This is a genomic window from Natrinema zhouii, assembly GCF_013456555.2.
GTDB lineage: Archaea > Halobacteriota > Halobacteria > Halobacteriales > Natrialbaceae > Natrinema > Natrinema zhouii.
Window position 1 is genome coordinate 3034744 of the sequence record NZ_CP059154.1, and the last position, 12665, is coordinate 3047408.

The following is a 12665-nucleotide window of genomic DNA, read 5'->3' on the forward strand; positions in this document are numbered from 1 at the left end:
GCATGAACGAAGAGGCACACGCCGTCCTCCGGCAAGACCACGTAATGGCCGAGCTCGTCGACCGACACGACCCCTACGTCGAACCGAACTGGGACGAGTACGAACGGCTCTGTATCTCGATCATCAATCAGCAGCTCTCCACCGCGAGCGCGGCGGCCGTCCGCGAGCGCGTATTCGACCTCCTCGAGAGGGACGTGACGCCGGCGTCCGTCCTGGCCGCGGACGAGGCGGCCCTCCGGGACGCTGGACTCTCCCGGAGCAAGGTCGAGTACGTCCGGAACGCCGCTCGCGCCTTTCAGGAGAACGATTACACGCGAGCGGGACTCGCCTCGCACTCCGACGACGAGGTCGTCGATCTCCTCACCGAGATCAAAGGAATCGGTGCGTGGACCGCACGCATGTACCTCCTGTTCGTCCTCGAGCGACCCGACGTGCTTCCCCTCGGCGACCTCGCCGTTCGCCGCGGGATCGAGCAACTGTACGGCGACGACGAGGAGCTGACCCGCGCGGAGATGCGCGCAATCGCCGAGCCGTGGCGGCCGTATCGGAGCGTCGCCACGCGGTACATCTGGGCCGAGTACGAATCGGAGTAGCGCAGCCGAGATCGCCGACGGGTCGGGGAATCGGCGAACAGACGCACGTCGCTCGAGACTGGACGGACTGAAACGGTCACTACCGGGATCGGTAATCGGACACTGCCTCGGCCCTGCAGACCGGGAATCGGGGCGATCGAGCGGATAAACCGCGATTACGTCCCCGAGTATGCAGGCCGGACGCGGATTCTCGAGAAAGGAGATACTGACCACTGAGAGGGCCACGCCGACTCAAGTGTGACTCGCCCGGCGATGTGAGTATGGCAGACGACATGCCCGCAGACGACCCGTCCACAGGCGACCCGTCACAGCGACGAATGACCACCGATCCCGAGCGGATCAGGGAGTGGGCCGAGGCCCGCGACGCCGTCCCGGTCAGGGTACGGGACAGCGAGGGTCACGGCCACTCCTTCACCCGCCGCGACGAGATGGGCGAACACCACGAGGAGTACACCTGGGACGAGTTCGAGGAGCGCTTCGACGACGACGACCTCGTCTTCGTCTACCACGAGGAGGAGCCGACCGGCGAGGAAATGGGCTTCTTTGAAATCGTCGAGCGCGAGCAGGCGTTCGAGCGAGCCGATCTCGGTCGTGACGAACTCGAGGACTCGCTGCGAAGCGGCGAGACGGTAACGACCGAAATCGTCGAGACCCAGGTCGTCGAACGGGAAATCGTCGAACGGGATACGATCGAGAGCGAAGTGATCGACACGGATCTGGTCGAGCGCGAGGTCGTCGACTCCGAACTGGTGGACCGCGATATCGTCGAGACCGAGTTCGTCTCCGACGACATGATCGAGGTGACCGTCGACGAAACGCATATGGACACCATCGAGGAGATCGAACGCTACATCGTCGAAAGCAAGGTCGTCGACGTCGATATCGAGCAAGACGAGGAACTCGAGCGGGACGATATCCGGACGGACATCGAACTCGAGAGCGTCCAGCGATCCATCCTCGAGAGCGACGTCGTCCGCTCGAACGTGACGCCCGACGACGTGGTCCAGCAGGAGGTCATCCAGAGCCAGCGGACCGAGGGAGACGCCGTCCAGAGCGAACTCCTCGAGCGCCGAACGATCGAAGAGGAGGTCACCGAGCGACTGCGAATGCGGTACATGCTCGAGGACACCGAACTGATCGAGTCCGAGGTGCTCACCAGCGAGCTGCTCGAGGGCGAGATCATCGACGTCGACGAGTACGAGTCCATGGGGACCGGCGAAATGGAAACCGGAACCGCCGGGACCACGGGCGACGAGACGATGACGAGTGCCGAGTCCGGCACCACCGGTACCGGTGTCGAGGATGAGGGAGCGACGGCGAGCGCCGGGACTGACACCGGAATGGGAACGACGGACGAGATGGCGGAGTCGCCGGCGATGGAACTCTCTCAGGACGATCAGGGGAAAGACGTCGTCGACGAGTCGGGCCAGCAGATCGGCATGGTCGCCGAAGTCGAGGGACAGACGGCGTACGTCGATCCGGAACCCGGGCTGACGGATCGGCTCAAAGCGCGCATGGACTGGGGCGGCCACGGCGACGACGACTACCCGGTCGAGTCCTCGCAGATACTGGAGATCACGGACGACGAAGTCGTCATTCGGAGCGGCGAGTAACGCGAGAAATGGGGCGGAGAGCGTTCCGATCGGGCGGCGTGTCGTCCCAGCGAACGGGGCGACTAGCTATTCAGTCCGTGCCGTCACGACCGCTCGATTACTCGAGGTCGAAGCGATCGTGCTTCATCACTTTGCTCCACGCGTCCACGAAGTCACGGACGAACTTCTCCTCCGCGTCGTCGGACGCGTAGACGTCCGCGATGGCTCGAAGCCGGGCGTTCGACCCGAAGATGAGGTCCGCACGGGTGGCCGTCCACTCGAGTTCGCCCGTCTCGCGGTCGATCAGCTCGAACACCTCGCCGTCGTCGGAGTCGTCGGTGGGCGCTTCCCAGCCCATGATGTCATGGGAGTCGTCGGATGCGTCCCACTCGTAGTCCATGTCGAGCAGGTTCACGAAGAAGTCGTTGGTCAGCGTCTCCGGCCGATCGGTGAGGACGCCGAGCTCGGAGTCATGGTAGGTCGCGTTCAGCGCGCGCATGCCACCGACCAGCACCGTCATCTCGGGCGCCGTCAGGTCGAGGAGATCCGCCTTGTCGATCAGCAACTCCTCTTGGGACTGGTCGGCCTCGTCGCTGTAGTAGTTCCGGAACCCGTCGGCGTTCGGTTTGAGCGCCTCGAAGGACTCGACGTCGGTCTGTTCCTGCGTCGCGTCGGTACGGCCCGGTTCGAACGGAACCTCGACGTCGTGGCCGGCCTCGGCCGCGGCCTGCTCAACGGCCGCGTTACCGCCCAGCACGATCAGGTCGGCCAGCGAGACCCGTACGTCGTCGGATCGCGAGCCGTTGAACTCCTCCTGAATCGCTCCGTAGGTCGACAGCACCGTCTCGAGCTGGTCGGGCTCGTTCACGTCCCAGCTCTTCTGCGGCTCGAGACGGATGCGAGCCCCGTTGGCGCCGCCGCGTTTGTCGCTGTCGCGGTACGTCGACGCCGATGCCCAGGCAGTCTTGGCAAGCTGGGAGACCGAGAGGTCCGACGCGAGGAGTTCCTCCTTGAGTTCGGCGATCTCCTCGTCGCCGATCAGGTCGTAGTCGGCGTCGGGGATGGGGTCTTGCCACAGCATCTCCTCGTCGGGCACTTCCGGGCCGAGGAGCCGCTCTTTCGGACCCATGTCGCGGTGGATCAGCTTGTACCAGGCCCTCGCGAACGCCTCCCGGAACTCGTTCGGATTCTCCTGGAAGCGCTCGATGATCTCCCGGTAGTCGGGATCGCGCTTGAGCGCGACGTCCGTCGTCAGCATCATCACGTCTTCCTTCTCGTCCGGGTCCTCGGCACCGGGCGCGGCGGCGTTGAGTTCGCCGCTCTTCGTGGTCCACTGCCAGGCACCGCCGGGGCCCTTCTCCGGCTCCCACTCGTGCTCGAGCAGGTTGCTGATATAGCCCATGTCCCACTGGGTCGGCGTGGAGTTCCACGGGCCCTCGATTCCGCTGGTGATCGCGTCGGACCCCTTGCCGGAGCCGTGGCTGCTCTCCCAGCCGAGGCCCTGCTGATCGATCGGGGCCGCCTCGGGCTCGGGGCCCATGTGCTCGTCAGGATCGGAAGCGCCGTGGACCTTCCCGAACGTGTGTCCGCCGGCGATGAGCGCGGCCGTCTCCTCGTCGGTCATCGCCATCAGGCCGAACGACTCTCGAATCCGTTCCGCGGATTTCTCCGGGTCCGGCTCGCTGTCGGGGCCCTCCGGATTCACGTAAATGAGCCCCATTACGGTGGCGGCGAGGTTCCCCGTGAGTTCGCCGTTCTCGCCGAAGCGGTCGGACCCTTCCCACTCGTCCTCGGGCCCCCAGTCGACGGCGTCGTCGGGCTTGTACTCGTCCTCGCGCCCGCCGGCGAAGCCGAACGTCTCGAATCCCATCGACTCGAGGGCGACGTTCCCGGCCAGGACGATCAGATCGGACCACGAGAGCTTGCGGCCGTACTTCTGCTTGACGGGCCAGAGTACGCGGCGCGCCTTGTCAAGATTCGCGTTGTCGGGCCAGCTGTTGAGCGGCGCGAAGCGCTGTCGACCACCCGAGGCGCCGCCGCGGCCGTCGCTGGTCCGGTACGTGCCGGCGCTGTGCCACGCCATCCGAATGAACAGCGGCCCGTAGTGGCCGTAGTCGGCCGGCCACCACTCCTGTGACGACGTCATCAGGTCCGTGAGATCCGCCTTCACCTCCTCGAGGTCGAGTTTCTGGAACTCTTCGGCGTAGTCGAAGTCCTCGTCCATCGGGCTGGACGTGGGGACGTTCTGATCGAGGAGATCCACGTTCAACCGGTTCGGCCACCAGTCTTGGTTTGACTTACTCATCAATGTACAATTGCTATTTTTCCCTATTAAGATTTGCTACTCGGGTGGGTAACTCTTCGGTGTAGGAAAACATATTTTGCATAATTAAAAACCTCCCTCGACAGCGGATGTGTGCCGCGTATTCAGCACGGGCGCTTCGGCCGGTCGGAGCTCGGTGGAACAGGTCGCCAGCGACTCTCAGTCCCTTTCGGTCTCGGTGGGGAGATCCCTCGTACTCACCGAGTTGGCGTACGAGAATCCCGTCGGTCACCGAGCTACCGGCCGACCGGACAGTGCGGAATAAGCGAGCCAAACGCGATCCCGACGTACGTGTCCACCAGGATAACTTTCGGAATCGAAAGACGATTTTCGGTCTCCGTTCGGGCGGCGGTCGAACGTGTCCCCGCCGTTCACTCCTCCTCTTCGGGAGTATCGCTCGCATCGCTGTCGATCCGGCGACTAACGTCGACCTGATAGTTACCGAGGATATCGCGGCCGAGCAAGACAGGGTAGTCCATGTGGCTGCGGTCCTCGACGCTGGCCGTGACGGTGTGTTGGTTCCCACCGACGCCGACGACGACGTCAACGACGGGGCGGCTCTTGGACTGTTTGCTGCTGCCGGATCGAATGTGGGTGATGGACTTGATCGGGCCGGCACCGATGTCGGCCGCGAGGCCGGTGTCGATGCTCGTCCGCGTGGCTCCGGTGTCGGACTTCGCGAGCACTGTCTTCGACCCACTGGTCCCCGAGAGGATGACTTCCTCCGTGTAGCCGATCACGGCGGGCTCCGTATCCTGTGCTCTCGCGTCCGGGGGCTGGGCCGTCGGCCGCGAGTCGTCAAGGACGTTCGCGAGGTCCTGCACGCGTTCGTCGTCGACCTCGCCGCCCGCCTGTTCGATCGCGAGTTTCGCGATATGCGGTGCTGGACTGACCTGTGTCGCCTCGTAGAGCCCTTTGAACCCAGCCGTCGGGTTGACCTCAAGGACGAACCAGCCCTCGTCGCCCTCGACGAGGTCGACGCCAGCGTAGTCGAGGCCGACGATATCCGACGCGCGCTGGGCCATCTCGCGCGCTTCATCGGGGAGGTCGTCGGTCGCGTCCTCGACGGAGCCGCCGAGCGCGACGTTGGTGCGCCAGTCGTTGTCCGGCGCGTAGCGATACATCGCGGCCACGACCTCGCCGCCGACGACGTAGACGCGCAGGTCGCGGTGGCGGACGTCCTCCTGATCGACGAGTTCCTGCAGAAAGGCGTACCGGTTGCCGACCTTCGCGTTGATCGGGTCGTCAGGACCGACCTTCCACGTGCCACCGCCGTGGGTGCCGATGGCGGTCTTGTACACGGCCTCCTCGCCGTAGCGGTCCCGCGCGGCGTTGAGTTTGTCGCCGCTGAGCGCGAGCGTGACGTCGGGCGTCCGGACGTCGTTCGACGCGAGCGCGGTCGCCGTCGAGAGCTTGTGGATCGCCGTCATCACCGCGTTCGGCTCGTTGAGCGTCGGTACTAACTGCGAGAAGGCGTTGACCAGCCCGAGTTCCTCGGCGGGCTGTTCGGTGTTCGACAGCAGCATTCGGTTCGCGATCACGTCGACTTCGGGTTCGAGGACGGGACTGCCGTCGACGACGCTGACTGACGTGTTCTCGGTGCGAAGCCACTCGGTGTCGTGTCCGAGATCCTCGACGGCGTTGAGAATCGCCTTGGTTTCTTTACTCGTATGGAGACTCAATACCCCGACGGTCACGGGATCGGCAACAGCCATACGAACTAGACACCGAGCCGTCGGATAAGTATTGATAGTTCATTCAGTTCGAGCGGGACCGATGGTGGAGTATCGGGAGAAGGACACTGGCACGGACGGAAGTCGACATGGAGAGTGCCATCAACTGATGACCGATCGAACCTGTCCCGGATCGACCAGCCCGCTCAGCACCGCCAGCACGGCCCAGGTGACGGCACCGAGGGCGATCGCCCCGAGCAGCATGAGCAGGCTCGAGACCAGCGGCGTTACGAGCAACACGGCGACCGCCATGACGCCCGTGATCGCACAGATAAGTCCCGTCGTCCGTGCGAGTCGGCCCACGTGCAAGCCGAGTTCGGTGTGGACGATGTAGAGGTTGACCGCGACGTACACCGAGTGGGTCGCTACCGTCGCGATCGCCGCGCCGACGACGCCGATTACCGGGATCAAGACGATGTTCAATCCGAAATTGGCCAGCGCGGTCGCACCCTTCGCGACCGCCCGGGCTCGAGCGCGACCCAGATAGTCCAGACTGTCGCTGGTCAGGTTCGTGATCGCCTGGAGCACGACGAACCCGGCGAGCACCTGCAGGACGGGGATCGCACCGGCGTAATCGGTCCCGAAGACCATCGTCAGGAGCGGTCCCGCGACGATCGAGAGGCCGACCGCCGCCGGAATGTAGAGCAAGAGGACGTTCGTCAGCGACGTCTCGTAGAGCCGCCTGGCTTCCTCGAGTTCGCCGGCCGCCTTCTGTTCGCCGAAGTTCGGCGAGATGGTGAAACCGAGCGACGCCGCGGGCGCGAGCACGAACTCGGTGATCTGCTTCGCGAGGGTGTAGAACGCGACCGCGGCCGGATTGATGAAGGCCCCGACCAGGACGATATCGATCTGCTTGTCGATGACGTTCGCGCTCTGGGTCGCCGTCAGCGGGATGCTGTACTCGAGGAGGCGCCGCGAGAGCCCCTCCTCGTACTCATCTGCGGCATCATACTGGGTGTAGAACCCGTAGTAGAGGATTCCCATTCCGATGACGGCGGCGATAGCGTAGCCGACGATGTAGCCGAAGAACGCACCGAGTGCGCCGAATCCCGCGAGGACGAAGGCGACGGCGAAGAGCAGTCGACCGGCTCCGCTGATCGCCTGGACGATCGCGCTGTAGCCGAGGTGGTTGAAGCCCTGAAACGCGACCCGCGAGAACGCGCTAAAGGAGAAGACGCCGAGATAGAGCACGCCGGCGGCGAGAAACGGGGCCGCTTCCGGTTCGCCGAGCGCGTTCGCGAGCTGCTCGTGAAAGAGCAAGAGGACGTACGAGACGGCCGCGATCAGGATGAGCTTGATCGTGACCGTCGATCTGAGCAGGTGGGGAACCTGGCCCGGATCGGCCTCACGGTATTCGGAGATATACCGTGCGACGGACCGGCTGAGCCCGAGATCCGAGAACAATTGGACGATCGCTAACACTCCGATCGCCCAGTAGAGCGCGCCGTACCCCTCCGGTTCGAGCAGGTACCGCGCCAGGACGAACATCAATAGCGCGCTCGAGAGCATGTAAACCGCGCGCGCAACGAGCGTTGCCTTGAAGCCGCTGACGATGTGATCCTCCCTATTCATAGTCTCTCGAGGTGGTGAGACGCGCGCAATCGGCCGACGTGAAGGTGATCGGGACCAACGTGGTCGTCCCATCGAGTAATCGGGCAATTGTAATGCGGAGACAAAAGGCGGAAATCGATCGCAATAGGCCGTCGATGACGGTCATCCCGATGAACAGCCCGAAACGACGTGTGTTCTCGGTCACTCGGGGTGTATCCCGAGCATACCGCTACAAAAACGGTCGAACGTGAACCATACTCGGGGCAAAGACAGCATTGAATCGCCAAGAGATAGGTCAGACTACCGCTCGAATTGAGTTTCAGTATCCGAACGGAACCGAATGTCGCCACCTGAATAGGACCGAGTTACACTACCTGCTCGAAACCGATCCACACCACTCCACAAGGGAAACAGTGTAACCTGAGAACGGGATCAGACTCAAGAACAAGACCGGAGACGAGAACGAAGTCAGAGAAGAAACGGGATTTGACAAGAAACGGGGCCGGACGGTCTAGAGGTACGACGCGTCCCAGCGGGTCGCCTTGCGCCGGTTGCCACAGGCGTTGCACTCGATCCGTCCCATCGAATCCATCGCGTTGTCGATCGAGTCGCAGTTCCCGCAGAACCAGGCGTAGCGGTCGTTGTGATCCTCGCTCTTGTAGGCCGTGTAAAACGGCGACTTCGTTCCGCGGGCGGCCTCTCCGTAACTCACATAGATCGTCTCGCCGTCGACCGAGAGTTCGTCGACCGCGTCCCACCCGTCGTCCTTGAGGCCGGCCTCGACGTAGCGGTTTTCCGTGAAGGTTTCGTCGCCGATCTCGACCTCGCGCTGGCCGGCCTGCTCGAACCCGTGTGCCCGGTAGAACTCGTTGCCGCCCTCGTTGTCCGCGAGGACGAAACACTGGATTCCGTCCGCGCCCTCCTCGAGTAACGCTTCCCGGGTACGGACCAGCAATCGAACGCCCGTCGCGTCGCCGCGGTAGTCGGGATGGACGTGCAACCAGAGCAATTGGCCAGTGTTGGCCTGCTGGCCGACCAGTTCGCTCTGGGAGAACCCGGCAATCTCGCCGTCGCGTTCGACGACCAGAAAGAGCGCGCGGTCGTCAGCCAGCTCGTCGGTGAGCGAGTCGCCGTACCATTGGTCGATCGCATCGTCGATGGTATCCTCCTCGAGGAAGGCCGTGTACGTGGAGTTGAGCGAGTCGTGTGCGATCGAGCGAATCGCTGCAGCGTCCGAGTCAGTTGCCTCACGAATTTCCATGGCTGTCCGTAGCACAGCCAGATACAAAACGTATGCCCACAGTCCCAGGTTTTGCTCGACGGAGTTGGCGGGAAACCGATTTTTCTCCGGAAAACGCAGCATAGGTTCGCTCGAGAGGATATACCGCGAACTGGTCGGCAAGACTGAAGGGAGAACATTCACGGTGATGCCGCCGGAGCACGTCATATGAGCGACGACGCGACCACCGAACCGCCCGACGAGTCGACCGACTCCGAAACGATGGCCGAGGCCTTTACGTACAACGGCGGCCGGGTCGATCCCGGCGAGTCGGCGAACATCCGATACGGCATCAGCGAAACGTATCTCGGCGACCCCGTCAGGATCCCCGTCACGGTGATCAACGGCGAACACCCGGGACCGACGATATTCCTCTCGGCGGCGGCCCACGGCGACGAACTCAACGGAATCGAGGTCGTTCGCGAGGTCGCCCACGACTGGGACCACTCCGTGCTCCACGGGACGCTGGTCTGTCTCCCCGTGATGAACGTACCCGGCTTCCTCGCTCAGGAACGGTATCTGCCGATCTACGACCGAGACCTGAACCGATCGTTCCCCGGACGCGAGGGGTCGACGAGTGCCAGACGGATGGCCCACCAGATCTACACGAACTTCATCGAACCGTGTGACCTCGGAGTCGACTTCCATACGTCTACGCGGGGGCGGACGAACATGCTGCACGTCCGGGCGAACATGGAGCGCTCCGATGTCGGGAGACTCGCCATGGCGTTCAGTTCGAACGTCATCATCGCGGGCGAGGGGCCGTCGGGGACGTTACGCCGAGAGGCGACCGAGGCCGGGATTCCCACGATTACCGTCGAAATGGGTGAAGCCCACCGGTTCCAGCGGCGGTTGATCGACCGCGCGCTCACCGGCGTCGCGAGCGTCCTCGCGGAGTTCGGCCTGCACCGGGAGTCCTCCGTTCACTGGCCCGGCTGGCGAACGATCATCGACGACGACAACGAGAAAACGTGGCTCCGGGCCGACGCCGGCGGAATCGTCGACATGAAACGCGGTCGCGGCGCGCTCGTCGAGGAAGGCGAGGTGATCTGTACGATCACGAACCCGTTCAAAGAGGAAGAGGACATCGTTACGGTCGATGCCCCCTTCACCGGCCTCATCGTCGGCGTCCTCGAGAACCCCGTCGTCTACCCGGGGAACCCACTTTGCCACCTCGTCGGCCTCTCGCCGGACACGCTTACGGCTCTCGAGCGCGAGCGCACGCCGGAGAGTTCGCGGTCGGACCTCTGACGGTCGACTGGGGCCGGAAGTCGGACGGCTTGGAGGATACCCGAACCAATTCGGCCTTTGTTGAGAAATCGGTTTTGTTTCTGCCAGTACTATTGCGCACCAATATCCCGGCGGAAGAGATAAAAGTAACTTCTTTACCTGACTCAGTATTATAATAGCGGACTCTCATTATTGTGGTATGGGTGACATTGACGATTTCCAGAGTTTTGATCGCCGATTTCAGCAGCAACTCGATCGTATCGACGAGTTTCACCCCAAGGACCAGCCCTACGTCAAGCGATTCGTCCGGAAGTGCGACGGTCGAGTGAAGACCAGCAGCATGGCCGAATACCTGGGAAATCTCAGACTTAACGCGAAGCGCCTCGACCAACCGCTCATCGATCTCGACGAGGATAGCTTCGACGAGTTCATCTTCGAGCTGCAACACTCGCCGGAGTACGGCCGAGGCGACACGCCCGGATTCGCCGCCAAGACCGTTCAGACATACCAGTTCGCGTTGAAGAAGTTCCTCACGACGATCGATAGCCTCGTCGAGACGGATTTTTCCTGGGCCGAAGACATCGAACTGGTCACCCCTGACTCGACGCCAGTCACCGAGGACGATATCCTGACGAACGAGGACATCAAAGCGTTGTGTGACGGTGCGAACAACCTCCGAGATATCGCACTCGTCGAGTTCCTCGCTGATACCGGGGCCCGAATCTCGCTCGTCGGTTCTCTTCGGGTCGGCGATGTCGATCTCGAGAGCGACCAGGCGACGTTCACACCGAACCCGAACGCGTCGGGGTTGAAGGGAGCGGGAATCCGCCCCTATCCGATCATCGACGCCAAGGCAACGTTGCGAACTTACCTCCATCGTGTCCACCCGCGCCCCGATCGTGACGATGTCGCCTTCTTCCACAAAATGGAGGGGCATGGCAACGACCTCGAGGGAGACGATGGCTCGCTCGCCCCACAGACCATCAGGAACCAGCTCCACCGAGCGGCCGAGAAGGCAGATCTCGAGAAGCCGGTCAACCCCCACAACTTCCGTCACAGCGCGATCACGCGAATGCGTCGCGAAGGCTACGACCGTGCAGAGGTCGAACACCGGGTCCACTGGACGGTTGACTCCAATATGTGGAGTACATACGAACACATCTCTGGCGAGCAACACAACGACGCTATCTTCGAGAAGGTTGGACTCGGAGACAGTGACGATGGCCCGTCGCAGGAGCGTCAGCCGTGTGGAAACTGTCTCGAACCCATCGCGCCGTATCATGACTACTGCCCGCGGTGTGGCGATGCCGTGACTCCGGAGGCTCGTGAGGCCACAAAAGAAGCGACTGCCGAAGGCTCTCAGTTCATCGTCAACGCCGACGGGGAACACGTCCAACTCGGAGTGAGTGAGATCCTGAGCGCACTGGCCACGAACGACGTCCAGGTCGACGCTGATACGCCGGAGTGAGTTACTCATCGGGATCGACCTCTTCTAACACAGCGTCGCAGGCTGCTGCAAACGCGTTGTATCCCTCTTCTTTGGCTTGCTGTTTCGCCTCCCGGACCGCGTCGGGATGCTGTCGGCAGAAGCTCAGCGGATCATCTTCGTCGGATTCTATAAACCGTATCTCGCTTGCTGAATCTGGTTGGCTCATTGGTCGGTCACCTGATTGCGGACATACTGCTGTTCGTCTGGAGATCGATCCGACAGGGGAATGCAGGTCGTCATCGTGCCGTCTTGGGCCACCAACAGGACGAGATCCGTCGACTCGTGGTAGCGTGCGTGTTCGCTAGGCGGCTTGAGACTCGGGTAGTGGACCGGCTCTGCCTCACTCCACGCTGCCCGTGGGTCCAGATGCCGCTGGGACGATCGCTTCTCCCAGCGGCGTCGAGCATGAGCCGATATCTCGAGCTCGAAGTTCCGCGGAGACTGTGTGGTCGCGCTCATGGGACGATCGCCCCTACAGTGATCACGCCAACGAGAACGAGCCCGAGGGCGACCACGAGTAGACCGGCTACTCGCGGATCCACCTGAGCGCGGTCGGTCTCCGTCTGTAGTGATCGGCCTCCATCGGCGATTTCACGTCTAGAATGGCAGGAATGTTTTTGATCACTCGATCGGAAAAGGGTTGTATGCCCTCCAATCAGGACGTAAGAGACGCAGAGCCACTCATTGGATATATCGTGGGTGCTCTCATCGCAATCGGCTTTTTCTCGGGTATCATACTCGGAAACTGGGCGATTTGGACAGTGTGGATCCCACTCGCTATTACGGCAATCGTGATTTATCTGTTCTACAGACTGGTCCTTGCTGTTGAGTACCTCGCGTACGATTCCTAATCGAACGGTTCCGCTCGAGGACTT

11 protein-coding genes are annotated in these 12665 nt (G+C 62.5%); 5 read left to right on the plus strand and 6 right to left on the minus strand.

Going from position 1 to position 12665, the window contains the following annotated elements; genetic code table 11:
* Nucleotides 1–2: 2 nt before the first annotated feature.
* Nucleotides 3–593 carry a DNA-3-methyladenine glycosylase family protein gene (locus tag HYG81_RS33770; protein ID WP_180840554.1) on the plus strand — a complete coding sequence of 197 codons (591 nt, stop codon included), beginning with the start codon at nt 3–5 and terminating at the stop codon, nt 591–593.
* A gap of 260 nt (nt 594–853) precedes the next feature.
* Nucleotides 854–2206: a hypothetical protein gene (locus HYG81_RS33775; RefSeq protein WP_180840555.1), complete on the plus strand. Its 1353-nt coding sequence runs from the start codon at nt 854–856 to the stop codon at nt 2204–2206.
* Nucleotides 2207–2303: 97 nt separating this feature from the next.
* Here the strand turns inward: HYG81_RS33775 and katG are convergent, their stop codons facing one another.
* From katG to HYG81_RS33795, 4 genes are all read right to left on the minus strand, one after another.
* Nucleotides 2304–4490: a catalase/peroxidase HPI gene (gene katG, locus HYG81_RS33780; RefSeq protein WP_180840556.1), complete on the minus strand. Its 2187-nt coding sequence runs from the start codon at nt 4488–4490 to the stop codon at nt 2304–2306.
* Between the two features lie 389 nt (nt 4491–4879).
* Complete coding sequence (locus tag HYG81_RS33785; RefSeq protein WP_180840557.1) at nt 4880–6223, minus strand: RimK family alpha-L-glutamate ligase; 1344 nt, start codon at nt 6221–6223, stop codon at nt 4880–4882.
* Nucleotides 6224–6343: 120 nt separating this feature from the next.
* Nucleotides 6344–7813 carry a flippase gene (locus tag HYG81_RS33790; protein ID WP_180840558.1) on the minus strand — a complete coding sequence of 490 codons (1470 nt, stop codon included), beginning with the start codon at nt 7811–7813 and terminating at the stop codon, nt 6344–6346.
* A 490-nt stretch (nt 7814–8303) separates the two neighbouring features.
* Nucleotides 8304–9053, minus strand: coding sequence for a GNAT family N-acetyltransferase (locus HYG81_RS33795; protein WP_180840559.1), 750 nt, complete (start codon nt 9051–9053; stop codon nt 8304–8306).
* 186 nt (nt 9054–9239) lie between these two features.
* Here HYG81_RS33795 and HYG81_RS33800 point away from each other — a divergent pair, with 186 nt between their 5' ends.
* Together HYG81_RS33800 and HYG81_RS33805 are read left to right on the plus strand one after the other, a co-directional pair.
* The gene (locus tag HYG81_RS33800) at nt 9240–10322 is read left to right on the plus strand and encodes a succinylglutamate desuccinylase/aspartoacylase family protein (RefSeq protein WP_180840560.1); all 1083 of its coding nucleotides are present in this window, start codon (nt 9240–9242) and stop codon (nt 10320–10322) included.
* Between the two features lie 178 nt (nt 10323–10500).
* Complete coding sequence (locus tag HYG81_RS33805) at nt 10501–11769, plus strand: tyrosine-type recombinase/integrase (protein ID WP_180840561.1); 1269 nt, start codon at nt 10501–10503, stop codon at nt 11767–11769.
* A 1-nt stretch (nt 11770) separates the two neighbouring features.
* On the opposite strand, the gene HYG81_RS33810 is transcribed toward HYG81_RS33805, so the two are convergent.
* Nucleotides 11771–11956 carry a hypothetical protein gene (locus HYG81_RS33810; RefSeq protein ID WP_180840562.1) on the minus strand — a complete coding sequence of 62 codons (186 nt, stop codon included), beginning with the start codon at nt 11954–11956 and terminating at the stop codon, nt 11771–11773.
* Nucleotides 11953–12249: a hypothetical protein gene (locus HYG81_RS33815; RefSeq protein ID WP_226777494.1), complete on the minus strand. Its 297-nt coding sequence runs from the start codon at nt 12247–12249 to the stop codon at nt 11953–11955. The genes HYG81_RS33810 and HYG81_RS33815 overlap by 4 nt, the downstream gene beginning before the upstream one ends.
* Before the next feature lie 185 nt (nt 12250–12434).
* Between HYG81_RS33815 and HYG81_RS33820 the strand changes: the two genes are divergently transcribed.
* The gene (locus tag HYG81_RS33820) at nt 12435–12641 is read left to right on the plus strand and encodes a hypothetical protein (protein WP_180840563.1); all 207 of its coding nucleotides are present in this window, start codon (nt 12435–12437) and stop codon (nt 12639–12641) included.
* The last annotated feature ends 24 nt before the right edge of the window (nt 12642–12665 follow it).

Bases quoted from the DNA above. Each gene is read 5' to 3' on its own strand.
- HYG81_RS33790 (WP_180840558.1), bottom strand. From the start codon at position 7,813: ATGAATAGGGAGGATCACATCGTCAGCGGCTTCAAGGCAACGCTCGTT.
- HYG81_RS33770 (WP_180840554.1), top strand. From the start codon at position 3: ATGAACGAAGAGGCACACGCCGTCCTCCGGCAAGACCACGTAATGGCC.
- HYG81_RS33800 (WP_180840560.1), top strand. From the start codon at position 9,240: ATGAGCGACGACGCGACCACCGAACCGCCCGACGAGTCGACCGACTCC.
- HYG81_RS33810 (WP_180840562.1), bottom strand. From the start codon at position 11,956: ATGAGCCAACCAGATTCAGCAAGCGAGATACGGTTTATAGAATCCGAC.
- HYG81_RS33775 (WP_180840555.1), top strand. From the start codon at position 854: ATGGCAGACGACATGCCCGCAGACGACCCGTCCACAGGCGACCCGTCA.
- HYG81_RS33805 (WP_180840561.1), top strand. From the start codon at position 10,501: ATGGGTGACATTGACGATTTCCAGAGTTTTGATCGCCGATTTCAGCAG.
- HYG81_RS33795 (WP_180840559.1), bottom strand. From the start codon at position 9,053: ATGGAAATTCGTGAGGCAACTGACTCGGACGCTGCAGCGATTCGCTCG.
- HYG81_RS33785 (WP_180840557.1), bottom strand. From the start codon at position 6,223: ATGGCTGTTGCCGATCCCGTGACCGTCGGGGTATTGAGTCTCCATACG.
- katG (WP_180840556.1), bottom strand. From the start codon at position 4,490: ATGAGTAAGTCAAACCAAGACTGGTGGCCGAACCGGTTGAACGTGGAT.
- HYG81_RS33820 (WP_180840563.1), top strand. From the start codon at position 12,435: ATGCCCTCCAATCAGGACGTAAGAGACGCAGAGCCACTCATTGGATAT.
- HYG81_RS33815 (WP_226777494.1), bottom strand. From the start codon at position 12,249: ATGAGCGCGACCACACAGTCTCCGCGGAACTTCGAGCTCGAGATATCG.